Consider the following 21795-nt stretch of genomic DNA (forward strand, 5'->3'; position numbering starts at 1 on the left):
AAGTCCTCGTGTGCTCCCTTCTTGTGAACCGCCTAGTGCGGACCCGCATGCTAGGTGGTGTGGGGAGGGCGGGTTAGACACCCGCCCTTACCCGATTAGCCGTTCTTCTACAGCGCAATGACTCGTTCAAGGAATCCTTTAGCCCTCGATTCATCTATCTCGATACTCGGTTTCTCGATAAGCTCATTGATTGCTCTCCCTTCGAATTGTGTCACTCCCCTCGAATTTCGCCCTGCCCAATGGCACAAAATAATCGTTGCTTTGAGCAGGTCCCGTTGAAACATGGACACAAGAACTGTGTTTACAATTTTTCCTGGGTCTACGCCGACGAAGTAGAACATGAATACAGAGCGGTCTTCTGCAAGGAACTGAAGCATCTTGTCGAGGTTGTACGCCTTCGGATTCGAGTTCAGTATCATGATCTTTGTTTTAACATCGGTTTCTGTATCGTACGCCTCAAACTGCCGCTGATAGTCGCCGAGGGTGTTGTCTGTCCTGAATGCAGGAAGGCCATTCGCGCCTGACTTGAGCGCAGCAATCAAGCGTTGTCGCAGTCCCTCGTCGTCACCCGCGATGAGATATTCGATAATGCGACCACGAACGTTCACATTTTCGATCAGTGCTGCCAAAAGTATTTCGTTCTTGAACTTAGCAACTTTGGCGTCCAGTTCGGATTTCAGCGTTGAAGCATCCTGAGACGCAACAAAGCGAATAGCGCGACTCGGTGCTGAAAGAATACTGCCGCAGGCGGCATCGTCTACGCCGAATTTGATCCCAGACGGTGAGATGTTATTCGTTGCCTCGACAAGGCGGGGAAGGTTGTCCTCGAATCCGATGCCCGCATGAACCTCAAAGAGACGTGCGATGTTCTCGCCGCAATTCTCAATTCCCTCGAACTCTCGCATAATGTCGGAGCCGTTAAAACTCCCTCGGATGTTATTTTCCCGGAGTTCTTGGGAGCTGTGACTTATCTTCTTCAGGAACGTCGTGTTTGCGATAAGACAGAAGTTCTCTGCTGGTGTGACAAGACAGACGATAAACGGCCGGTCGTCATACTTGCGCAAGTTGGATAGCGATAGAACCGTATTCCCGAAATTCCTGGAAGACGACGAACTAAACCGGATTGCATATTCAGCGCGATAGTAGACAGATCGATCCCTTGTCAGGCCGAATGTATCCGCTACGATTTTGGCCAGCCGCGTCTTATCGTTGATGCCTTTATTCTCTCGGATCAATGCGATTAGCGCTGTGATGGGTTCACACATCGAAAAGACTCATCGTTTGCCCATTGGCTGATTTCGCCTGCGATGGGTTCTGCTCGCTTAGACTGTTTCTTTCCCAAAACACACCGTCAGAATACCCCTGTATAGTAGAGTCTGATTTGGCGGCCTGAATCCTCTTAAGCGCCCAGCAGCAATATTCTTTGTTCAGTTCGATGCCGCAGAATCGCCGTTCAAGTTTGGACGAGACAACCGCCGTTGTACCGCTTCCGAGAAACGGATCGAATACAAGATCGCCAGCCAAAGAGCTTGCAAGAACCAGTTTCGCTATGAGTTTCTCTGGCTTCTGGGTGGGGTGATCGGTATTTTCTGGCATAGACCAGAAGGGCACTGTTATGTCAGTCCATACATTTGACGGATGAGTAAGTCTGTAATTACCGCTGTTCGACTCCTCCCAATCCTTCGGTTTGCCATCCTCCTGCCGATATGGAGCAATGACCTTTCGCTTGAGCTTCACTGCATCTACATTGAAGATATAATCTTCGCCAACCGTGCAAAACCAGATGTCCTCTGTGTTGTTTTTCCAGTTCGCTTTAGCACCGCGACCTTTCTCGCGCTCCCATGTAATTCTGTTTTGAACATGAAGATACCGGTCAAGAACCGGAAAGATTAGCGTTGATGTTCGCCAATCACTACAAACGTATACAGAAGCTTTTGATGTTAGCAGTGGAAGCATGGCTGACAACATGTCTTCGAACCACACGGCATACTTCTCGGCTTCTTTGGCGCGAAACACATGCCCGTTGAAGTTTTTTGTCAGATTGTAAGGTGGATCAAGGATTAGCAAATCCACAAAGGAGCGGGGCAGCAACGGAACGGCCTCGCGAAAGTCCTGGTGGATAACGCGATCTGTTATGTCCTCCATGGCGGTAGGATTTGACAATTGCAAAAGATCCAAGGAGAAGGCAGTTGTTTCATCTTCTGTGCATGTCAGCGTTCTGTTTCGTGGTGCGCGTGTCTTCATAATCGGTTCTTCAATGCTATTGAGGGCTAATGCTAAGCCTCAGCGGCGCGCGCTTTTTGCGCGTCCGCTGGAGGCGCTTGTTGGGTTAAAAATCCGCATAAATAGAACCAACATTTATTCCACCAATAGTCTTTCCGCGATATTGATTAAGTAAACTGTGGCGACCGTCATCTATTTGTGGGGTTCGTATGCCTGATTCATTGGCCTTGTATGCTTCTATAAATGCTGCAAGATGATCCGATACCTTTGTGAACTCTCCGTCGATTGGGTTAAATTCATCTGTATTATATTTTTCCGTGATTTCTTCTGATGATGAGCTTTGCACGTTATCTTCAACACATATCTTGCTCTTGAACTCATCCGTAGTAAAATACTCTAACTCCTGAACCCAATGCTTCTCAACGAGCGGATATACTTCCTTCTCAACCATTTCTTGCTCAATTTCTCCGATGACATCCGGGAAATCATCAACCGCGCCTTTAACCGGAGAAATTATATCCCTTGTAACGGCCTCTGGTAGATCATGAAAAAGTCCCCCAAAAAAATTATTTCTAAGGCGTCTTTCGCAGCCATCAAGTTCCCTTGTCAGCAAATACGATATAGTTGCAACCATCAATGTGTGGCCTAGTACAGAGGTTGCAGGAATCCTTGGGGTATGACTCCATCGAATTTGAAAACGTAACTGCCCAACAAGATCAATAAAACCTGTAATAGGTTGCTTGCATACGATCTTTTTCATCCCATCAAGGTGCAGATACCTTTCAAGATCGTTCTGCATAAGCCTATCAATTTCATTAATTTGATAGCCATTGGGGTTCGCTTGTTTGATTATCAGGAACTCCCAATAGCTTGCATAAATATGCGATGCTGACAAAATATCTCTAGAGTGTTGGTCGATCACAGTATCATCAGCCAAATACTCACAAAGCTCCTTTTTCATACTTTCACTATCAATGCAGGGCTCAAGCTGTTTACATACCCAATCATTTAGGCGCACGAACACATCGGCATGCTTATCCTTTATTTTTCTGTAAACAGGTGATTTTATGTCGGACAACACAACTCGCCTGAGAAGTTCAAATATACCTCCGCGTATTATGTTGTTCCAATTTACATCTTTTCCAGAATCTTCCTCATAGCGAGCAAGACAATACGCAATCACCATTTTATGAGCATTCTTATCCATCTCAAGAAGATCGACAGGGCGAATCTTGTCGTTCCATCTTTGAATGGTAAATGCATCGAATAGCTTGAGAAGTAGTGCTTTTTTCATATACCGTTATCCATTTTTTATTCAAACCCAACAGTTAACTAGACAGAGTGTCGGTCGGGTGTGCTAGGCAGAATCTGTGCTAGCTGAAATAGGCAGATTCTGCCTAGCACACACGCGCAGGGTTTGAGCTGCGTGCCTCGCAGCGTACAATCCACGCATATGCCAACCGAATTTTGGACGCTAGCACATGGGGGCAGACGTCACAACGACGAAGGATTCAGTCAAGCGGTTCTGGGAGCGGTTTATTGATCGGGCACGTAAAAACGGTATGAAGGAGCCCGTGCTGCGCTGGTATGTGCTTCGTGCAGAGACTTATCTGAAAGCCTTTTCAGGAAGGCGCCTGAGCCAGCATACCCGACAAGATGTCGACGGGTATTTACAGCAGGCGGGGCGACTAGACAGAATGGTGGACTGGCAATTCCTCCAGATCGTCGACGCCGTAGAGAATCTGCTGGTCACGGCCCAGGCGCCTGTCGCTGCGGAGGTGGACTGGGCGTTCTGGCGTGATTCGGCGCGCGGCGAGTTGGGCTAGAATGCATCGTCATCCGCAAACGGACGCCAGCCGGCCAGTCAGCGGCGAGCGCGCGGCGATCCACTAACGAGAACCGAATCCGCATGCAATGGGAACCCGTGATCGGGCTGGAGATCCATACCCAGCTCGCGACCAACTCGAAGATCTTCTCCGGCGCTTCCACAGCCTTTGGCGCCGAGCCGAATACCCAGGCCTGCGCGGTGGACCTCGGCCTGCCCGGCGTGCTGCCGGTACTGAACCAGGGTGCTGTGCAGCGAGCGGTGCAGTTCGGGCGCGCCATCGCCGCCGAGATCGCGCCGCGTTCGGTGTTTGCGCGTAAGAACTACTTCTATCCTGATCTGCCCAAGGGCTACCAGATCAGCCAGTACGAGCTGCCGATCGTCGGCTGCGGTGAGATCGAGATCGTGCTCGATGACGGCGCGGTGAAGACCATCGGTGTCACCCGCGCGCACTTGGAGGAAGACGCCGGTAAGTCGCTGCACGAGACCTTCTCGGGTGCCGGTGGCGGTCTCACCGGGATCGACCTCAACCGTGCCGGCACCCCGCTGTTGGAGATCGTCTCCGAGCCGGATCTGCGCTCGGCCGAGGAGGCCGTGGCCTACGCGCGCAAGATCCATCAGCTGGTGCGGTGGATCGGCATCAGCGACGGCAACATGCAGGAGGGCTCGTTCCGGGTCGATGCCAATGTCTCGGTGCGCCGCCCCGGCGCCCCCTTCGGCACCCGTGCCGAGATCAAGAACATCAACTCCTTCCGCTTTCTGCAGCGGGCGATCCTGTTCGAGATCGAGCGCCAGATCGAGCTGCTCGAGGACGGTGGCAGTGTGGTCCAGGAGACCCGGCTCTATGATGCCGACAAGGATGAGACGCGCTCGATGCGCACCAAGGAGGAGGCTAACGACTACCGCTACTTCCCCGATCCGGACCTGTTGCCGGTCGAACTCGACGAGGCCTTTATCGAGGCCGCGACCGCCGATCTGCCCGAGCTGCCGGATGCGATGCGACAACGCTTCCGTGACGCCTACGGCATCAGCGACGCTGATGCCATTCAGCTCACCAGCAGCCGCGCCACCGCAGCCTACTTCGAGACGCTCGTCGACCTGACCGACGGCGATGCCAAGCTCGCTGCAAACTGGATCAACGGCAGCCTGGCCGCAGCGCTGAACAAGGCCGGGCTGGAGATCAGCGACAGCCCTCTCAGCAGCGAACAGCTTGCCGGGCTCATCAAGCGCATCCAGGACAACACTCTCTCCGGCAAGATCGCCAAACAGGTGTTCGAGGCGATCTGGGCCGGCGAAGGCGACGCCGATCAGGTGATCGAAGCCAAGGGGTTGAAGCAGATCACCGACAGCGGCGCCATCGAGCAGATGATCGACGCGATCATCGCCGCCAACCCGCAGCAGGTGGAACAATACCGGGCCGGCAAGGAGAAGGTGTTTGGCTTCTTCGTCGGTCAGGTGATGAAGCAGAGTCAGGGTAAGGCCAACCCGCAGCAGGTCAACGACCTACTCAAGGCGAAGCTTAAGGGCTGAACTAGACCCTCGGGAGGCGGCACCCATGCGGGGTCGCCTCCCGAGGGAACCAGCCAAGGGTCGGATCAGTGCCCGCCGCCCTTCAGCGACGCGACGATACCCTCGATGGTGTCCTTGGCATCGCCAAAGATCAGCGAGGTATTGTCTTTATAGAACAGCAGATTATCGACGCCTGAATAGCCCGGACGCATGGAGCGCTTAAGGAAGTAGACCTGGTGCGCCTTGCCGGCGTCGAGGATCGGCATGCCGTAGATCGGGCTGGTCTTGTCTTCCTTCGCGGCTGGGTTGACGACATCGTTGGCGCCGACCACCAGCACCACATCGGTGCTCGGGAAGGCCGGGTTGATCTCGTCCATCTCCAACACCTGATCATAGGGGATATCGGCCTCGGCCAGCAGGACGTTCATGTGACCGGGCATGCGGCCCGCGACCGGATGGATCGCGAACTTCACATCGACGCCGCGCGCCTGCAGCAGCTCCATCATCTCTTTCAGCGCGTGCTGGGCCTGGGCCACGGCCATGCCGTAACCCGGCACCACGATGACCTTGCTGGCATCTTCCATCCAATACACCGCGTCCTCGACCGAGGCCGACTTCACGCCCTTCTCGGCCGCCACCGCGCCGGCGCTGCCGCTACTGCTGCTGTCGGTGCCGAAGCCGCCAAACACCACATTGATGATGCTGCGGTTCATCGCCCGACACATGATGAAAGAGAGGATGGCGCCGGAGAAGCCAACCAGCGCCCCGACGATGATCAGCAGATGATTGTGCAGGGTGAAGCCGGTCGCGGCTGCGGCCCAGCCCGAGTAGCTGTTCAGCATCGAGATGATCACCGGCATATCGGCGCCACCGATCGGGATGATCAGGGTGCCGCCGAGGGCGAAGGCCAACAGCGTCATCAGCACCAGCGAGACCCAGCTACCGGTGCTGGCGAAGTGCACCGCCAGCGCAATGGTCGTGATGGCGATCAGCGCGTTCAGCGCGTGCTGCCCGAAGAACTTGATCGGCGCCCCGGACATGATCCCCTGCAGCTTGGCGAAGGCGATCACCGAGCCGGTGAAGGTGATGGCGCCGATGACGATCCCGGCCGAGAGTTCGCCCATGAGCACGGCATTCAGCGTGCCGGCCTGAGCGCGATTGATGAAGGTGCCGATCGCCACCAACACCGCCGCCATGCCGACGAAGCTATGCAGCGCGGCGACCAGCTGCGGCATCGCCGTCATCTGGATGCGCAGCGCGACGACAATGCCGATCACCGCGCCGATGATGCCAGCGAAGCCGATCAACCAATAGCCCTGCACCTCGGCCCCGGCGAGGGTCGCGCCGATCGCGATCGCCATGCCAAGCATCCCGAACAGGTTGCCGCGCCTTGCGGTGGCCGGATGGGTCAGCCCCTTGAGGGCGAAGATGAACAGGATCGCCGAGACCAGATAGGCCAGCGCCTGGGTGGTTGGGGAGAGTGGTAGTTCCATCGCGGATCAGCCCTTTTTCTTCTTCTTGAACATCGACAGCATGCGATGCGTCACCAGAAAACCGCCGAAGACATTGATGCTCGCCAGCAGCACCGCAAGAAAGCCGAAGAAGGAGGCCGCGATGCCGGCCTCCTCGAGCCCGGTGACCAGCAAGGCGCCGACCAGCACGATGCCGGAGATGGCATTGGTCAGGGCCACCAGCGGCGTGTGCAGCGAGGGTGTGACGCCCCAGACCACGTAATAGCCGATGAAGCAGGCGAGCACGAAGACATAGAGCGCGAGGATGGATTCAGGCATCCGGGGGACTCCGTTGATGAGTGAGTGGCAGCAGTTGGGTTGTGAGTGAGAGCCGCGCAGTGCGCCGAGCCGCGCTTCGCGCTCAAGCGCTCAACCTCTGCGTGGGGAGGCAATCGCTCAGCGTTCGACCAGCATGGCCGCAGTGATCTCGTCCTCGGTCAGGTCCTTGAGCACCGGACCCGCATCGGACGGATCGACCATGATCTCGAGTAGATTAGATAGGTTTTTGGCATAGAAGGCGCTGGCATCGGCCGGCACCATCGACGGATAGTTGGTGTGGCCGACGATGATCACCCCCTGGTGCTCGACCACCTCATCGGGCTTGGAGAGCTTGCAGTTGCCACCATTGGCCGCCGCCAGATCGACGATCACCGAGCCGGTGCGCATGCGCTCCACCACCTCGGCAGTGATCAGCTCCGGCGCCGGCCGACAGGGGATCAGCGCCGTGGTGATGATGATGTGGGCCTTGGCCAACTCATCGGCCAGCAGCTGTTGCTGCCGTTCCTTGGCCTCGGCGGAAAGCTCCTTCGCATAGCCGCCCTCGCCGGCGCCGCTCTCGCCAAGATCCAGCTCGATCGGCTTGGCACCGAGCGAGGCGATCTGCTCCTTGGTCTCCGGGCGCACATCGTAGGCGAGCACATCGGCGCCGAGCCGGCGCGCGGTGGCAATGGCCTGCAGGCCAGCAACGCCGGCGCCGAGGACAATGGCCCGCGCCGGCTTCGCCGAGCCCGCCGAGGTCATCATCATCGGCAAGAAGCGGCCGTAGTGCGACGCGGCCTCGATCACCGCGCGATAGCCGGCGATGTTGCTCTGCGATGAGAGCGCATCCATGGACTGCGCGCGTGAGATGCGCGGCATGCGTTCCATTGCCAGCACCCGCACCCCGTTCTCGACCATCCGCGCCAGCAGTGGGTCCTCGCCACAGCCCTCGACCAGGCTGATGTAGACGCTACCGGAGCGCACCGCGCGCGCTTCGTCTTCGGTCGGGCGGCGCACCTTCAGCAGGATATCGGCGGCAAAACAGTCCGCGCGCTCGACCAGTTGCACGCCGACCTCGGCATAGGCCGCATCGGGGTAGTGCGCGGCCACCCCGGCGCCTGATTCGAGCAGCACCTCGAACCCCTTGCCGATGAGCTTCTTGGCAATGTCAGGTGTGGTCGCGACACGCCGTTCGCCGGCGAGCGTCTCTGTTGGTATACCGAGCTTCATGACAGTCGCTTCCGGTCTCTCTCGATTCATGGGTTCAATGCGGAGACTCGCGTCCGCAGGCTCTGCCTCAGCGTTCTGCTTCGGCGCTCTGCATCAGCGCCCGGCGTGACCTGCGGAGCGCGACTCCGATGAAAGCGCGGCATTATCGACGCTTGGCAGCCTGATCACAATGACCCGATCATCAGCTCCCCGAATTGCGCAGACCACGAAGCACCTGAGCCGAGATCTCCTCAATCGACTGACTGGTGGTATCCAGCACCGGCACGCCGAGTCGGCCCAGCATCTCGTGCGCGAGCCGGATATCGTTGCGGCAGCGTGCCAGCGACGCGTACTCGCTCCCCGGCCGGCGCTCCTCGCGGATCAGATGCAGCCGGCGCGCCTCGATGGTGAGGCCAAACACCTTGTCCTTGACCGCGCAGACCTCGGGCGGCAGGGCCTCGCGCTCGAAGTCGTCCTCGGTGAGCGGATGATTGGCCGCGCGCAGCCCATAGTGGATGGCCAGATAGAGGCTGGTTGGAGTCTTGCCCGAGCGCGAGACGCCAACCAAGACTACATCGGCATGGCGGAAGTTATCTGGGCGCATGCCATCGTCATTGGCCATCGCGAAATTGATCGCCTCGATGCGCTTGGTGTACATGCTCGGCTTGGTGATCGCATGACTGCGCCCCGATTGGCGACTGGGCGAGACGCCGAGTTCTTCACTCAGCGGTTCGACGAACTGCTCAAACAGCTCCAGAAAAAAGCAGTCGCCCTGCTTGAGGATCTCCGCAATCCCTGCGTCGAGCATGGTCGAGAACACCAGCGGACGGGCGCCATCGCGCTCGGCGGCCTCGCGCATCCGTTGCGTGAGCGCTCGCGCCCGCGCTTCGGTATTGATATAGGGCATGTAGACCCGCTCGAAATCGACATTGTCAAATTGCGAGAGGAGGCTCTGACCGAGGGTTTCAGCGGTGATGCCGGTACTCTCGGAGACGAAGAAGGCGGTTCGCTTCATAGGCTGTGATGCAAATCAATGCGGCAGGGACGGTCAAAACCAGATAGTAGGCGATGGTGACCCGCGCCGTCGCGGGCCCGTTGCGGGATCAGGCCGTGCGTGCTCGGTCCAGGCGCAAGCCACGACTGACCGCGATCCTCTCGACGGCAGAAGACTATCCGGAGACCTCCCCTCATGGCGACCATCAGTAACGACCGAGACCTCCGTGACCTGCTGGAGAAGCTCCCCGTCGACCAGCAACGGATCATCGGACTGCGTTTCGCCCAGAGCCTCGTCCATCTCAGCCGCGATGAGCGCGTCAAGCGCGCGATCGAGACCGGACTGCGCGAGGACGCCTCGCCACCGGAACTCGAGGACGCCTACCGCGCGGCCAAGGCCTGGTCGACCAAGACCTATACCGACTGCGGCAAGGATACCGACTGGCTCGCCCAAGGCGACCATTTCGTCGCCGCCGCAGTCGCCGCCGCGCTGACCCCGGACAGCCTGCTCGACAACAAGACCAATCGCGCCTGGAAGGCCGCCATGCACGCGCGCATGGCCAACAACTGCGAGCTGGTCGAGGGCGATGGCAATGCCCATCTCGATGAGGTCAAGCGTCAGTACGAGATCGCCGACGAGTTCGTCGACAGCGTCGGCTGAGCCTGATCGGCCGAGTCACCGGCGCGCGGCGGTGGGCGGGACCGAACGTTCGCGCCCGCTGGTCGCTAGGGACGCGCCGCTCTGCTTAGACCTCTCTGGGCAGGCCGCTCACTGGCGAAGCACGGCGCCAGTGCGGGCATCCGCCACGCAGACGCTCGCGCTCAGCGTGGCGCGCTAGCCGGATGCGCCTCGGCGGCCAGGATTTCGTCATAGACCGACCACGCATCAGCCGCGCGCTCGGCCGAAATCTGCTCGATGGCGTGGCCTAGGTGGACGACGACGAAATCCCCGACCGCTAGCTCGGCGGGGTCCAGCATCAACAGACTGACCTCGCGCTCGACCCCCTTGGCCTCGCATCTTGCGCCAAAACCGTTGATCTCGCGTATTTGCATTGGGATGCCCATGCACATGGGGCGCGTCTCCGTCATGATATGGCAAGCCCTTGAGGCTAAGCCGTGGGCGCGACCCATCGCAAGCGGCTGACATCAATCCGCACGCCGATCGGCGCGTTCACCAACGCCATTGCCAACGCGGCGCGCTCAGCAACCGACCGGAGACACCGCCATGCCCGGCACAGGCACCCTGATCCTTGGTCTCGGCAACATCCTGCTCACCGACGAGGCGGTTGGTGCCGCCGTGTTACGTGCCCTGGAGCCGATGGCCGAGTCCGACCCCGACCTCAGGCTCTACGATGGTGGCACCCTGAGCTTCACCCTCGCCGGGCCGATCGGCGACGCGGCCCGTCTGATCGTCGTCGACGCCGCCGCGATGGGCGACCCGCCGGGCACCGTGCGGCTCTTCGAGGGCGAGGCCATGGACCAACAACTGAGCAAGCATGCCAAGAGCGTGCATGAAGTCAGTCTCGCGGACCTCTTCGATATCGCTCGCCTGACCGACACCCTCCCCGTCCAGCGCGCCTTGATCGGCATCGAGCCCCAGCAGGTCGACTGGGGCGACCAGCTCACGCCCCCGGTGGCTGCGGCGGTGCCCGAGGTGATTGACCAGATCCAGGCCTTACTGCGGCGCTGGCGCGGCAAACCGTGCTTTAGGTCAAACACGATCGGATAAGCAATGCCTAACATAAGTAACAACCGATGGAGGTTAGCCTGATGGCGGAGCTCGCCGACATTCCAATTCGCATCGAGCAGCCGGAAGCCGAGCCCCAGCAATTCGGCAATGCGTTGCCGATCCTGAACGAGATTCGCCATGCGCTCGAGCGGCTTGCCGAGCAGGGCGAGCCGACCCGCATCGACCTTGCCGCAATGCCATTCGGCCCGGGCGATGAAGAGCGACTGATGGCGCTTCTGGGGCAAGGCGAGGTCGAGGCCAACGTTGATGCGCTCGGGCCGACCCGCGTCTGGGAGACCCGCTTCCCCGGGGTTTGGGTGCTCGATTACGCCAATGTCGACGGCGAGCGCATCGCGCTGCAGATCGAGATCGACGAAATCCCACAGATGTTGCGCACGCAGCGCGCCGACATCATCGATTCATTGGCCGCCTTGGACGCCGCGCTGGCGTCGGCAACTGCGGCCGATCCGGCGGCTAAGTCCCGCCACTGACCGCTGAATTCCAGCAATGGCAGGAGAAACGATGGCCACATCGAAGACCTTGGGCGAGAGCCTGCGCCAGCACGGGGTGTCACGCCGTGGATTCCTCAAATTCTGCGCCGCGACGGCATCGATGATGGCCTTGCCGCCAAGCATGGCACCGGCCATCGCGAACGCGCTCGAACAGGCGCGCCGGCCTTCGGTGATCTGGCTCTCGTTCCAGGAATGCACCGGCTGCACCGAATCCCTGACCCGCAGCTCCTCGCCGACCCTCGAGAACCTGATTTTCGATGTCATCTCCCTCGACTATCACCATACGCTGCAGGCTGCGGCCGGCGAGGCTGCCGAGCATGCGCGCGAGCAGGCGATGGCGCTGAACGCCGGCGAGTATTTGGTCGTCGTCGATGGCTCGCTACCTGGCCCCAAGGCCAATCCCGGCTACTCGACCATCGCCGGCATCAGCAACTATCAGATGCTGATGGAGACCATCGAGGGTGCCGCCGCCGTGGTCGCGGTCGGCACTTGCGCCACCTTCGGCGGCCTGCCCAAGGCCGATCCGAATCCCACCGGCGCGGTTTCGGTGCAAGACCTGGTCAAGGACAAGCCGGTGATCAACGTTTCCGGCTGTCCGCCGGTGCCGATGGTGATCACCGGCGTGTTGGCGCAGTTCCTCACCTTCGGCACCATCCCCGAACTCGACGAATATGGGCGCCCACGCGCCTTCTTCGGCCAGTCGATCCATGACCGCTGCTATCGTCGGCCGTTCTACGACAAGGGCCTGTTCGCCGAATCCTTCGACGATGAAGGCGCCAAGGCTGGCTGGTGCCTCTATCGGCTCGGCTGCAAGGGGCCGATGACCTACAACGCCTGCGCGACCATGAAATGGAACGGCGGCACGAGCTGGCCGATCGAGGCGGGCTATCCCTGCCTTGGCTGCTCCGAGCCCGAGTTCTGGGATGCCGGCGGCTTCTACAAGCCGTTGTCGGTACCCACCGGGAGCCCGGGCGATGTGCTGGTCACGGCTGGCGCCGTCGGCGCTGCGGTCGGCGTTGGCGCTGGCTTGATGAGCCGGCAACAGGGCAAGCAGGCCGTCAAGCACCATGACAAGGTCACCGCCGATCAATTAGAGGAGAAGCTGTGATGACATCGATGGACTTCCTACTCTTTATCAAGGGCCCGATGTTCAGCATTGCCGTGGCCATCTTCGCGCTCGGCATCCTGGTTCGACTGTTCGAGATCCTCGCGCTCGGTCGCGCCCACAACTACGCGGCCGCCCGCAGCAACGAGATCATTCCGGGGCTGAAGACCATCTACCGCCGCTTCAACCCGGATCCGGGCACCTTCAAGCGCTCCACCTTCGATGTCCTTGTCGGCACCCTCTGGCATGTCGGCTTCGTCGTCGTGCTGCTGCTGTTCATCCCGCATGTCGAGCTGATCAAGAGCACCGTTGGCATCGGCTGGCCGGGGCTGCCGAACCCAGTCATCGACGCGATCACCGCGATCACCCTGCTCGCCCTGGTCGCGGTGCTGATCCACCGGTTCACGCAGCCCGTGAAGCGTTTCCTGAGCACGCCGGAAGACTATTTGATCTGGGCGGTCACCTTCCTGCCGGTCCTGACCGGCTACCTGGCCTATCACCGGCTGATCAACCCCTATCCGATGGCGCTGGGGCTGCATATCCTGAGCGCCGAGGTCTTCCTCATCGTGCTGCCCTTCACCAAGCTCACGCACATCTTCACCGCCTTCGTCGCGCGCTATTACAACGGCGCCATCTTCGGCCGCAAGGGGATTCAGTCATGACCCAGGGTGCCAACCAATTTTCCCTCGAGCGCGGGCTCAATGCCTGGCGCGAGGAGATCGATGCGCCGGTCGCGTCCTTCTTCTCGAGCTGCGTGCACTGTGGCCTCTGCGCCCAAGCCTGCCCATTCTTTGTCGAGACCGGTGATCCGAAGTACACCCCGATCCATAAGCTCGAGCCGATGCGACTGCTCTGGGAGCAGGAATACACCCTCTGGGGCAAGCTGAAGAAGCTCGCCAAGGATCGTATTGACGCCAAGCTCGGGCGTGAGTCCAAGCCGCTCATCACCGACGAGATGCTCGAGGAATGGGAGCCCCTGCTCTACGACTCCTGCACCATGTGCGGACGCTGCTCGATGGTGTGCCCGGTCGGCAACGATATCCATTACATGATCCGCAAGGCGCGCGAGGGCATGGTGGCCTCCGGCCATTCGCCCGAGGGGCTGGTGGCCGCCTCGGTGCGCGCGGTCAATACCGGCAGCCCGATGGGCCTGCAGTGGAAGACACTCGAAGTGCAGATCAAGCATGTCGAGACCGCCACCGGACTCGAGATCCCGATCGACAAGGAGGGCGCCGACTATCTGGTGCTGCTCTCATCGATGGAGATCATCAACTTCCCGGAATACCTCGAGGCCCTGACCAAGATCTTCGACCACGCGGAGGTCAGTTGGACCCTGAGCAAGGACTGTTTCGAGGCCACCAACGCCGGCATCCAGATCGGCTCCAAGGACATCGCCGCGACCCTGGTGCAGCGCGTCGTCGACGCCGCCGAGCAGTTGAAGGTGAAGAACGTGATCAGCCCCGAATGCGGTCATGCCTACACGGCGATCCGCTGGGAGGGGCCGAACGCGATCAAGCGCGCCTATCCGTTCAAGGTCTACCACATCATCGAGGTGCTGGATCAGCTACGCGCCGACGGGCGCATCAAGACCGAGGGCAAGGAGATGGACCGCCTCTCGATGCACGATCCCTGCAACCTGGCGCGCAAGAGCGGCGTGGTCCAGCAACAGCGCAGCCTGATGGATCTGGTCGCCGGCGACTTCGTCGATATGAAGGAGCACGGCGAGTATCAGTGGTGCTGTGGTGCTGGCGGCGGCGTCAGCTCCAACGAGCGTGCCGAACCCCTAAAGATGGCCGCGTTCAAGCGCAAGAAGGCGCAGATCGAGGAGGTCGAGCCCGAGCGCCTGGTGACTATGTGTGCCACCTGCCGCACCCAGCTCGAGGAAGGGCTCGAGGAGTTCAACATGGACATCCCCGTGGTCGGCCTCACCGAGATGATCGCCGACCACCTGGTCGAGAAAGAGAAGGCTGAACAATCATGAGCGAGCGCGTCGTTGTCGACCCCATCACCCGCATCGAGGGTCATCTGCGCATCGAGGCGGAGATGAACGGGCAGGAGATTGCCAAGGCCTACTCGTCCGGCACCATGGTGCGCGGGCTCGAGATCATCCTGCGCGGACGCGACCCGCGCGACGCCTGGGCCTATGCGCAGCGCATCTGTGGCGTCTGCACCCTGGTGCATGGCATCGCCTCGGTGCGCTCGGTCGAGGATGCGCTGAACTATCCGATCCCGCCCAACGCGCAGCTGATCCGCAATCTGATGATCGGTGCACAGTACATCCATGACCATGTGATGCACTTCTATCACCTGCATGCACTGGACTGGGTGGACGTCGTCTCGGCGTTGAGCGCCGACCCGGCCGCGACCTCACAGCTGGCGCAACAGATCAGCGCCAAGACCGCCGCCGATCTAGGCACCAGCAGTTGGGGCAAGTCCTCGCCGGGCTACTTCAGCGACATCCAGAAGCGGGTCAAGAGCTTCGTCGACGGCGGCCAGCTCGGTATCTTCGCCAACGGCTACTGGGGCCATCCAGCCTACAAGCTGCCGCCCGAAGCCAATCTGATGGCGGTCGCGCACTACCTCGAGGCCCTGGCCTGGCAGCGCGATGTAGCGCGGCTGCACGCCATCTTCGGCGGCAAGAACCCGCATCCGAACTTCATCGTCGGCGGCGTCGGCTCGCCGATCGATCTGAACTCGGACTCGGCGATCAACTCGAAGAAGCTGGCCCAGGTGCAGGACATCATCAAGTCCATGCAGGCCTTCGTCGAGCAGGTCTACATCCCGGATACCCTCGCCATCGCTGGTTTCTACAAGGACTGGGCACAGAAGGGCGAGGGTCTTGGCAACTTTCTCTGCTACGGCGATCTGCCCTACAGCGGATCGAGCACCGACAGCCGCGCTCTCTCGGACCTGCTGTTCCCGCGCGGCGCCATTCTCAACCGCGATCTCAGCACCATCCATCCGGTCGACCTGCACGCCGAGAGCGAGATTCAAGAATTCATCTCCCACGCTTGGTACGACTACAAGGACGGCAAGCAGGCCGGTCTGCATCCGTACCAGGGCGAGACCACGCTCGACTACGACAAGCGTGGCGGTCCCAAGCCACCATACCAGCAGCTCAATGTCGATGACGGCTATTCTTGGCTCAAATCACCGCGTTGGAACGGCCACTCGGTCGAGGTCGGACCACTCGCCCGCATGCTGCTGCTCTATGCCGACAGCAGCGCGCCGGCCCACGCCCAGGCCAAGGAGCTGATCGACTATTCGCTGAGCACGCTCGATCTGCCGGTCGAGGGGCTGTTCTCGACGCTCGGGCGCACCGCCGCGCGCACGCTAGAGTCGAAGATCGTCGCCGATGCGATGCAGACCTGGTACGACGCCCTGATCGCGAACATCCGTGCTGGCGATACCCAGACCTTCAACGAGGCGCTGTGGGAGCCCTCGAGCTGGCCCAAGCAGGCCCAGGGCGCCGGCATTATGGAGGCACCACGCGGCGCGCTCGGTCACTGGATCGTGATCGAAGATGAGAAGATCGCCAACTATCAGGCCGTGGTGCCCTCGACCTGGAACGCCGGTCCGCGCGACCCGTCCGGCGTACCGGGGGCCTACGAGGCGGCGCTGGCCGACAACACCCAGCTCCACGACCCCAAGCAGCCGATCGAGATCCTGCGCACTATCCACTCGTTCGATCCCTGCATCGCCTGCGCCGTGCACCTCTCGGACCCGGAGACCGGCGAGCAGATCGAGATTAAGGTTAGCTAGGATGGCCCGCCGTCAACGTCTAGCGGGGCGGGCGTTCTCGCGCCAGTCCTGCAGAGACTGCCGGCAACCAACGCGCACTCGATATCCGGCATGCACGCAAGGGGATGATCCAGTATCCTATCCTTGCCCCGTCGGCAAGCGGTTGCACGAACATCCGATCGTCCCCATTGATCGGCGAGGCAATCTAAAGCCCAAACGGGCGCGAACATTTCATCCTTGAGGCTTCGCAATGGATCTGGCGACCATTATCGGCATGCTCGGTGCGATCATCCTGGTCGCGGTCGCGGTCGGGCTCGGCGCGTCACCGATGATCTTTCTCAACCCGATCGGCCTCATCATCGTCGTCGGCGGCAGCTTGATGATCGTGCTCTCGCAGATGAGCTTCACCGAGGTCCGCCTGGCGATGAAAGCCGTGGTCCGGGCCTTCAAATCGACGCTGCCGGACATGATGAGCACCATCGACGAGATGCTCGAGGTCTCGAAGTTGGCCCGCAAGAGCGGACTCCTAGCCCTGGAGAACCACGAGGCCAGCTCGACCTTCCTCGCGCGCGGCTTGCAGATGCTGGCCGATGGCTATTCGCCGGACATGCTCAAGGAGGTGCTCGACAAGGAGCGCCTGATGACGCTGGACCGCAACCGCGCCGGCGCCCGCGCCTTCAGCCTACTCACCGACGTGGCCCCGGCGATGGGCATGGTCGGCACCCTGATCGGTCTCGTCGACATGCTCGCCAACATGGACGACCCCTCCAAGATTGGCCCCGCCATGGCGGTCGCCCTGCTGACGACCCTGTACGGGGTGTTGATCGCGCAAATCATCGCCAACCCCATCGCCGAAAAGCTGGAGCTGAGGACCCTGCAGCAAGAGCGCTTACAGTCGCTCTGGACCGATGCCCTGATGGCAATTCAACAGGGACGTAACCCCAGGGTCGTCGAGCAGGTGCTGCTCACCTATCTGCCCCAGGAACAGCGCGAGAAACGTCAGGAGGATCTGGCGGCGCAGGAAGCCGGCCAGGAAGCTGGAACCGCGTAAGCGCAAGACGCCAAATCCATGCCCACCGACGGCCAAAAAAAAAGCAAGGTACCACGCTGGATGGTGACCTTTGCCGACCTGATGACGCTCCTGCTGACCTTCTTCATCTTGCTGCTCTCCTTCGCCGAGATCGATGCCCAACGCTTCAAGCGCCTCGCCGGCGAACTCCAGAAAGCCTTCGGCGTGCAGCGAGAGATCCCAGCGAATGTCATCCCCATGGGCACCAGTCCGGTGTTGCAGCAGTTCTCGCCGGGGCGTCCGCAGCCGATCCCGGTCGACGAGATCCGCCAGCGCACGACCCTCGAGCGCCCAACGCTCGCCGCCGGCGATATTGACTCCCGCGTCGAAACCCGCCTCGATGCCATCGAGCAACAGATCATTCAGACCATTCGCGATGCCGCCCCCGAGAGCACTGTCGCCGTCGAACGCGAGGGGCTCGACATCATCATCCGCATCGACGAGCAGGGCAGTTTTCCCTCCGGCTCGGCACAAATCAGCCCATCGTTCAGGCAGCTCCTTGGAGTGCTGTCCGCTGAACTCACGGAGATTCCTGGATACATCGCCGTCGACGGCCACACCGACAATATCCCGATCAGGAGCGCTCGCTTCCAGAGTAACTGGGATCTCTCGGCCATGCGCGCCGCGACCGTGACCAACGTCCTGCTCGAAAACCAGGAACTCGACTCCAAGCGTTTCTTCGTCCTCGGCCATGCCGACACCCGACCGCTGGTGCCCAATGAGACGCTTGAGCAACGCGCGAAAAACCGCCGCGTCGAACTCTCGATCCGCGCCGGTGAAGCGATCGAACGAGAATTAGGCTTGCGAGCCCCGATCGAGGATCCGACCGAGCAAATCGTCCAAGACACCATCGACGCGGATGAGGAACCGATGGATCTTGATGCGCGCTTCGAGCAGGGGCTGGAGGCGATCGAGCCTATCGACCTCGAGGCCTTTTTCTTACCGGAACAAGCGCAGGAAGCGGACACGCGCGAGCCCGGCGAAGAGCCGGTCGATGTTGAGCTGCTGTTCGAGCAGGGGCTGAACGCGATCGAACCCGTTGACCTCGAGGTCTTTTTCCCACCGGCACCGATACCGGCACCAATCGAGCCCGATGAAACACCCATCGAGATCGAGGCGCTCGACGAGGAACAGTGATCGACACAGCCCGATCAGCATAGGCTCGACGCGATCCAACTCAGTCTCTTAAACGGGCCGCGCGGGAACCAGCCGCGCGGGCGTTTAAGCGCTCACCCGAGCCTTGGCTCGACAAGTCGCTGGATGACGATGCCAGCGAGACTGAGGCCGAACAGACCGGGTAGATAGCTGATGGTGCCGTTCACGGCGCGCGGTCGACCGCAGTCGCAGGGCTCGGGCGGCAGTGGCGGACGCGGTGGCTCGTCCGACCAGACGGCGGTGATCCCCCGCTCGTAACCTCGTCGACGCAAGTGTTGACGTACCTTGCGCGCCAGCGGGCAACCGCCGCTGTCCATCAGGTCACCCACGCGCAGACGGGTGGGGTCGAGCCGGCCGCCAGCGCCCATGCTGCTCACGATCGGGATCGCCGCATCCAAGGCCGCGCCGAGCAAGGCCAGTTTGCTGCTGAGACTGTCGATCGCATCGATGATCTGATCGAAGCCGCCCTCCCCGACGCGCATCGGGAGTTCATCGGCCGTCAGGAACGTCGGGATTTCGGTCACTCGGCAGGCCGGATTGATATCCAGGAGGCGCTGACGCATCACCGCGACCTTGGGCTGCCCCAGGGTGCTGTGCAGGGCACAGAGCTGACGATTGAGGTTGGACGCGGCCACGCAATCGCCATCGGCCAGGATCAGCTCGCCAACGCCAGCGCGCGCCAAGGCCTCGGCCGCGAACGCGCCGACGCCGCCAAGCCCAGCAACAAAGACGCGCGCCGCGCGCAGGCGCTCGACGCCCTGGTCGCCGATCAGGATGCGGGTACGGGCCGAGAGGGGATCATCACTCGCCGCCGACGCCATCCGCGCGGCCCTCATCGGGCTCGAGGCACAGCAGTCGACGGGCATTCGCCGTGGTCTGGGCGGCAAGCGCGGCGGGCGCCTCCTGACGCACCTCGGCGAGCGCGGTCAAGACCTCGGGAAGGTAGGCGGGGCTGTTGCGCTGATACTGATGCGAGGCAACGGTCAGGTCCGGCGCATCGGTCTCCAGCACGATAGCCTCGAGTGGTAGCTCGGCGGCCAAGCGCCGCAGCCGGGTCGAGCGCTCGAAGGTCAACATGCCGCCGAAGCCGAGGCAAAAGCCCAGCTCGATGTAGCGGTGCGCCTGCTGCAGGCTGCCGTTGAAGGCATGGGCGCTGCCGCCAACCACCGGCGTCTCGGTGAGCAACCGCAACATTTCCTCATGCGCCTTTCGCACATGCAAGAGCACTGGCAACCGTGCGTCACGGGCGATGGCAAGCTGAGCGCGGCAGAGGTCGATCTGACGCTCACGATCGGCGTCCTTGGCATGGAAATCGAGCCCGATCTCGCCGACCGCGACCGGTGTATCGGTATCGAGTCTGCGCTCGAGCGCGGCCAGATCGCCGTTGCGATGGCGTTCCAGATAGACCGGGTGGAGGCCGAGCGCTGGATAGAGCCCATCATCGCCCGCGCAAAGCCCGAGCAACCTGTCCCAGCCGCCGGCATCGATGCCGGGGACGACGATCGCCTCGACCCCAGCGGCGCGCGCGGCCGTCAGCACTGCGGCGCGATCGGCATCGAAGTCGGCGACATCGAGATGGCAATGGGTGTCGATGAGACGCATTGTTCAATAGGGTCCGGCGCTTCTCAGCGGTTTCCGCCATCAGGTTTCAGCGCCAAGGGTGGCGGACGTGATGGGATCACCACATCAAATCATCCGGCACCTTGTAATCGGCGTATTCATCGTCGCCATCCTCGGCGTCGGCGCGATTATGCACCAACACCAGCGTCGGCTCGGCTGCCTCCAGCCGCTCGGCAATGTCCACCGGCACCAGTTCGTAGAAGTCATCATGGCGCACGATGGCCAAGCGCCCGTCCACCAGGTCTCGATGCTGCGCGGCGGTGACGTAGAGCCGCTTCAGCGCCTGACCATCGGTGAAATTGTAGGCCCTGTCACCATTCGAGCGCGGGATACGGTTGTCGCGCACCAGTTGCCACAAGGCAATCTGCTCGGCCTTGCGCTTGGCCTCCTCATCGCGTTGGCGATTCAGGGCCTGATCACGCGCTCGCTTCTCGGCCGCGACCTGCTGCGCCTGCTTGCGCTGGGCCTCGTCCGGGGGTGCGGTCCCCGATCGTTTTTGCTTACGTTTCTTGGACTTGGTGTTCTTGAGCTGCTGTTCGCTCGCCAGCCCGGCCTTCACCAGTTGGTCCTGTAAGGAGCCTGCCATGCGTTCCACCCTCTCACGCTGCGGTGCCGGATTGTAACCCCTGAGCCCAGCTGACGCGCCATCGCGTCGGCGTTTCGCGTTTCCATGGGCTCCTCCATTGGCTCCCGGATGGGCGACTAGGGGCATGTTTGCACTGAACAGCACTCGGCCGACGGTATACAATCGCGCGCTGCGCCCAAGGCTTCCCGATCACAGGAGGCCCACCCGTTGCTTAGGAGCAAGCCATGAACCGCCCTTTTACCATCCGAGCCCTATTGATCTTGACCGCCTTGGCGGCCGCCACGCCAACGCTGGCCAGTGAGATCGGTTATGTCGACATGCAGCGCGTCTTGGAAGACAGCGATCTCGGCAAGGCCGCGCAGGCCAACCTGCAGGAACGCTTCGGCGACGAGCAGCAGGCCTTTGCGCAAGAGGAGGCCGAGATTCGCCAGCTGCAACAAACGCTCGAGCGCGATCGACCGCTCATGAGCACGGCTCAGGTCGAGAAGACCGAGCAGGAGATCCAGAGCCGGATCAAGCAATTCGAGGAAGATTTCGCCAAGATCCAGCAACAGCTAGCGCGCGCGCAGCAGCAGGAAGGTCAAAAGATCCTTCAGCCGGCGCGCGATGCCGTGATCAGTGTCGCCAAGCAGCGCAAGCTCGATGCGGTCTTCGAGGCCAATCAATCCGGCGTTGTCTATCTCGATGACGGTGGCGACATCACCGACGCTGTCATCAAAGCGATGAATGCCAACGCGAACTAGGTCGCGG

Annotated in this window: 23 protein-coding genes; 12 read left to right on the forward strand and 11 right to left on the reverse strand. The window is 61.0% G+C overall.

The window, feature by feature from the left end:
- Positions 1–107 precede the first annotated feature (107 nt).
- The 3 genes from AC54T3_RS12650 to AC54T3_RS12660 all read right to left on the reverse strand — a co-directional run bounded on the left by AC54T3_RS12650 (position 108) and on the right by AC54T3_RS12660 (position 3517).
- Positions 108–1265 carry a hypothetical protein gene (locus AC54T3_RS12650; RefSeq protein ID WP_496625231.1) on the reverse strand — a complete coding sequence of 386 codons (1158 nt, stop codon included), beginning with the start codon at positions 1263–1265 and terminating at the stop codon, positions 108–110.
- On the reverse strand, positions 1258–2244 hold the full coding sequence (locus AC54T3_RS12655; RefSeq protein WP_496625232.1) for a DNA-methyltransferase: 987 nt from the start codon (positions 2242–2244) through the stop codon (positions 1258–1260). Before AC54T3_RS12655 ends, AC54T3_RS12650 begins: the two co-directional genes overlap by 8 nt.
- An 85-nt stretch (positions 2245–2329) precedes the next feature.
- A complete protein-coding gene (locus AC54T3_RS12660) occupies positions 2330–3517 on the reverse strand; it encodes an HD domain-containing protein (protein WP_496625234.1) in 1188 nt (395 codons plus the stop codon).
- 187 nt (positions 3518–3704) lie between these two features.
- Between AC54T3_RS12660 and AC54T3_RS12665 the strand changes: the two genes are divergently transcribed.
- Together AC54T3_RS12665 and gatB are read left to right on the forward strand one after the other, a co-directional pair.
- A complete protein-coding gene (locus AC54T3_RS12665; protein WP_496625235.1) occupies positions 3705–4049 on the forward strand; it encodes a hypothetical protein in 345 nt (114 codons plus the stop codon).
- A gap of 83 nt (positions 4050–4132) precedes the next feature.
- On the forward strand, positions 4133–5578 hold the full coding sequence (gatB, locus tag AC54T3_RS12670) for an Asp-tRNA(Asn)/Glu-tRNA(Gln) amidotransferase subunit GatB (protein WP_496625236.1): 1446 nt from the start codon (positions 4133–4135) through the stop codon (positions 5576–5578).
- Positions 5579–5643: 65 nt separating this feature from the next.
- Here gatB and AC54T3_RS12675 read toward each other — a convergent pair whose 3' ends face one another.
- The 4 genes from AC54T3_RS12675 to ppsR all read right to left on the reverse strand — a co-directional run bounded on the left by AC54T3_RS12675 (position 5644) and on the right by ppsR (position 9550).
- The gene (locus AC54T3_RS12675) at positions 5644–7050 is read right to left on the reverse strand and encodes an NAD(P)(+) transhydrogenase (Re/Si-specific) subunit beta (RefSeq protein WP_496625238.1); all 1407 of its coding nucleotides are present in this window, start codon (positions 7048–7050) and stop codon (positions 5644–5646) included.
- Between the two features lie 6 nt (positions 7051–7056).
- Complete coding sequence (locus AC54T3_RS12680; protein ID WP_201246767.1) at positions 7057–7347, reverse strand: proton-translocating transhydrogenase family protein; 291 nt, start codon at positions 7345–7347, stop codon at positions 7057–7059.
- A gap of 117 nt (positions 7348–7464) precedes the next feature.
- The gene (locus tag AC54T3_RS12685; protein WP_496625241.1) at positions 7465–8556 is read right to left on the reverse strand and encodes a Re/Si-specific NAD(P)(+) transhydrogenase subunit alpha; all 1092 of its coding nucleotides are present in this window, start codon (positions 8554–8556) and stop codon (positions 7465–7467) included.
- 181 nt (positions 8557–8737) lie between these two features.
- Positions 8738–9550: a posphoenolpyruvate synthetase regulatory kinase/phosphorylase PpsR gene (gene ppsR, locus AC54T3_RS12690; protein ID WP_496625242.1), complete on the reverse strand. Its 813-nt coding sequence runs from the start codon at positions 9548–9550 to the stop codon at positions 8738–8740.
- A 174-nt stretch (positions 9551–9724) separates the two neighbouring features.
- Here ppsR and AC54T3_RS12695 point away from each other — a divergent pair, with 174 nt between their 5' ends.
- Positions 9725–10189 carry a hypothetical protein gene (locus tag AC54T3_RS12695; protein ID WP_496625244.1) on the forward strand — a complete coding sequence of 155 codons (465 nt, stop codon included), beginning with the start codon at positions 9725–9727 and terminating at the stop codon, positions 10187–10189.
- 161 nt (positions 10190–10350) lie between these two features.
- Here AC54T3_RS12695 and AC54T3_RS12700 read toward each other — a convergent pair whose 3' ends face one another.
- Positions 10351–10593, reverse strand: a complete 243-nt coding sequence (locus tag AC54T3_RS12700; protein ID WP_496625246.1) for a HypC/HybG/HupF family hydrogenase formation chaperone — start codon at positions 10591–10593, stop codon at positions 10351–10353.
- 160 nt (positions 10594–10753) lie between these two features.
- Here AC54T3_RS12700 and AC54T3_RS12705 point away from each other — a divergent pair, with 160 nt between their 5' ends.
- The 8 genes from AC54T3_RS12705 (at position 10754) to AC54T3_RS12740 (ending at position 18821) form a co-directional block, all read left to right on the forward strand.
- Positions 10754–11257, forward strand: coding sequence for a HyaD/HybD family hydrogenase maturation endopeptidase (locus tag AC54T3_RS12705; RefSeq protein WP_496625248.1), 504 nt, complete (start codon positions 10754–10756; stop codon positions 11255–11257).
- 41 nt (positions 11258–11298) lie between these two features.
- Complete coding sequence (locus AC54T3_RS12710; protein ID WP_496625249.1) at positions 11299–11748, forward strand: hydrogenase expression/formation C-terminal domain-containing protein; 450 nt, start codon at positions 11299–11301, stop codon at positions 11746–11748.
- A 31-nt stretch (positions 11749–11779) separates the two neighbouring features.
- A complete protein-coding gene (locus tag AC54T3_RS12715; protein ID WP_496625251.1) occupies positions 11780–12877 on the forward strand; it encodes a hydrogenase small subunit in 1098 nt (365 codons plus the stop codon).
- On the forward strand, positions 12874–13536 hold the full coding sequence (locus AC54T3_RS12720) for a hypothetical protein (RefSeq protein ID WP_496625253.1): 663 nt from the start codon (positions 12874–12876) through the stop codon (positions 13534–13536). Before AC54T3_RS12715 ends, AC54T3_RS12720 begins: the two co-directional genes overlap by 4 nt.
- Entirely contained in the window at positions 13533–14855 is a 1323-nt protein-coding gene (locus AC54T3_RS12725) for a (Fe-S)-binding protein (protein ID WP_496625254.1), read from the forward strand. Before AC54T3_RS12720 ends, AC54T3_RS12725 begins: the two co-directional genes overlap by 4 nt.
- The gene (locus AC54T3_RS12730) at positions 14852–16636 is read left to right on the forward strand and encodes a nickel-dependent hydrogenase large subunit (protein WP_496625256.1); all 1785 of its coding nucleotides are present in this window, start codon (positions 14852–14854) and stop codon (positions 16634–16636) included. The genes AC54T3_RS12725 and AC54T3_RS12730 overlap by 4 nt, the downstream gene beginning before the upstream one ends.
- A gap of 229 nt (positions 16637–16865) precedes the next feature.
- Positions 16866–17666 (forward strand): MotA/TolQ/ExbB proton channel family protein, encoded by an 801-nt coding sequence (locus tag AC54T3_RS12735; protein WP_496625258.1) that lies wholly within the window; start codon positions 16866–16868, stop codon positions 17664–17666.
- Positions 17667–17684: 18 nt separating this feature from the next.
- On the forward strand, positions 17685–18821 hold the full coding sequence (locus AC54T3_RS12740) for a flagellar motor protein MotB (RefSeq protein WP_496625260.1): 1137 nt from the start codon (positions 17685–17687) through the stop codon (positions 18819–18821).
- 92 nt (positions 18822–18913) lie between these two features.
- Here the strand turns inward: AC54T3_RS12740 and AC54T3_RS12745 are convergent, their stop codons facing one another.
- From AC54T3_RS12745 to AC54T3_RS12755, 3 genes are all read right to left on the reverse strand, one after another.
- Positions 18914–19660 carry a tRNA threonylcarbamoyladenosine dehydratase gene (locus tag AC54T3_RS12745; RefSeq protein ID WP_496625261.1) on the reverse strand — a complete coding sequence of 249 codons (747 nt, stop codon included), beginning with the start codon at positions 19658–19660 and terminating at the stop codon, positions 18914–18916.
- The gene (locus tag AC54T3_RS12750; RefSeq protein WP_496625263.1) at positions 19641–20441 is read right to left on the reverse strand and encodes a TatD family hydrolase; all 801 of its coding nucleotides are present in this window, start codon (positions 20439–20441) and stop codon (positions 19641–19643) included. Before AC54T3_RS12750 ends, AC54T3_RS12745 begins: the two co-directional genes overlap by 20 nt.
- Positions 20442–20517: 76 nt before the next feature.
- Entirely contained in the window at positions 20518–21045 is a 528-nt protein-coding gene (locus AC54T3_RS12755; RefSeq protein WP_496625264.1) for a DUF2058 domain-containing protein, read from the reverse strand.
- 224 nt (positions 21046–21269) lie between these two features.
- Between AC54T3_RS12755 and AC54T3_RS12760 the strand changes: the two genes are divergently transcribed.
- Positions 21270–21788, forward strand: a complete 519-nt coding sequence (locus tag AC54T3_RS12760) for an OmpH/Skp family outer membrane protein (RefSeq protein WP_496625266.1) — start codon at positions 21270–21272, stop codon at positions 21786–21788.
- Positions 21789–21795: the final 7 nt, after the last annotated feature.

It is taken from the genome of Halochromatium sp. NSM3, assembly GCF_059621085.1.

What these genes read in the sequence shown, in the direction of transcription:
- AC54T3_RS12650 (WP_496625231.1), bottom strand. Translation starts at nt 1,265, where the DNA reads ATGTGTGAACCCATCACAGCGCTAATCGCATTGATCCGAGAGAATAAA.
- AC54T3_RS12655 (WP_496625232.1), bottom strand. Translation starts at nt 2,244, where the DNA reads ATGAAGACACGCGCACCACGAAACAGAACGCTGACATGCACAGAAGAT.
- AC54T3_RS12660 (WP_496625234.1), bottom strand. Translation starts at nt 3,517, where the DNA reads ATGAAAAAAGCACTACTTCTCAAGCTATTCGATGCATTTACCATTCAA.
- AC54T3_RS12665 (WP_496625235.1), top strand. Translation starts at nt 3,705, where the DNA reads ATGGGGGCAGACGTCACAACGACGAAGGATTCAGTCAAGCGGTTCTGG.
- gatB (WP_496625236.1), top strand. Translation starts at nt 4,133, where the DNA reads ATGCAATGGGAACCCGTGATCGGGCTGGAGATCCATACCCAGCTCGCG.
- AC54T3_RS12675 (WP_496625238.1), bottom strand. Translation starts at nt 7,050, where the DNA reads ATGGAACTACCACTCTCCCCAACCACCCAGGCGCTGGCCTATCTGGTC.
- AC54T3_RS12680 (WP_201246767.1), bottom strand. Translation starts at nt 7,347, where the DNA reads ATGCCTGAATCCATCCTCGCGCTCTATGTCTTCGTGCTCGCCTGCTTC.
- AC54T3_RS12685 (WP_496625241.1), bottom strand. Translation starts at nt 8,556, where the DNA reads ATGAAGCTCGGTATACCAACAGAGACGCTCGCCGGCGAACGGCGTGTC.
- ppsR (WP_496625242.1), bottom strand. Translation starts at nt 9,550, where the DNA reads ATGAAGCGAACCGCCTTCTTCGTCTCCGAGAGTACCGGCATCACCGCT.
- AC54T3_RS12695 (WP_496625244.1), top strand. Translation starts at nt 9,725, where the DNA reads ATGGCGACCATCAGTAACGACCGAGACCTCCGTGACCTGCTGGAGAAG.
- AC54T3_RS12700 (WP_496625246.1), bottom strand. Translation starts at nt 10,593, where the DNA reads ATGGGCATCCCAATGCAAATACGCGAGATCAACGGTTTTGGCGCAAGA.
- AC54T3_RS12705 (WP_496625248.1), top strand. Translation starts at nt 10,754, where the DNA reads ATGCCCGGCACAGGCACCCTGATCCTTGGTCTCGGCAACATCCTGCTC.
- AC54T3_RS12710 (WP_496625249.1), top strand. Translation starts at nt 11,299, where the DNA reads ATGGCGGAGCTCGCCGACATTCCAATTCGCATCGAGCAGCCGGAAGCC.
- AC54T3_RS12715 (WP_496625251.1), top strand. Translation starts at nt 11,780, where the DNA reads ATGGCCACATCGAAGACCTTGGGCGAGAGCCTGCGCCAGCACGGGGTG.
- AC54T3_RS12725 (WP_496625254.1), top strand. Translation starts at nt 13,533, where the DNA reads ATGACCCAGGGTGCCAACCAATTTTCCCTCGAGCGCGGGCTCAATGCC.
- AC54T3_RS12730 (WP_496625256.1), top strand. Translation starts at nt 14,852, where the DNA reads ATGAGCGAGCGCGTCGTTGTCGACCCCATCACCCGCATCGAGGGTCAT.
- AC54T3_RS12735 (WP_496625258.1), top strand. Translation starts at nt 16,866, where the DNA reads ATGGATCTGGCGACCATTATCGGCATGCTCGGTGCGATCATCCTGGTC.
- AC54T3_RS12740 (WP_496625260.1), top strand. Translation starts at nt 17,685, where the DNA reads ATGCCCACCGACGGCCAAAAAAAAAGCAAGGTACCACGCTGGATGGTG.
- AC54T3_RS12745 (WP_496625261.1), bottom strand. Translation starts at nt 19,660, where the DNA reads ATGGCGTCGGCGGCGAGTGATGATCCCCTCTCGGCCCGTACCCGCATC.
- AC54T3_RS12750 (WP_496625263.1), bottom strand. Translation starts at nt 20,441, where the DNA reads ATGCGTCTCATCGACACCCATTGCCATCTCGATGTCGCCGACTTCGAT.
- AC54T3_RS12755 (WP_496625264.1), bottom strand. Translation starts at nt 21,045, where the DNA reads ATGGCAGGCTCCTTACAGGACCAACTGGTGAAGGCCGGGCTGGCGAGC.
- AC54T3_RS12760 (WP_496625266.1), top strand. Translation starts at nt 21,270, where the DNA reads ATGAACCGCCCTTTTACCATCCGAGCCCTATTGATCTTGACCGCCTTG.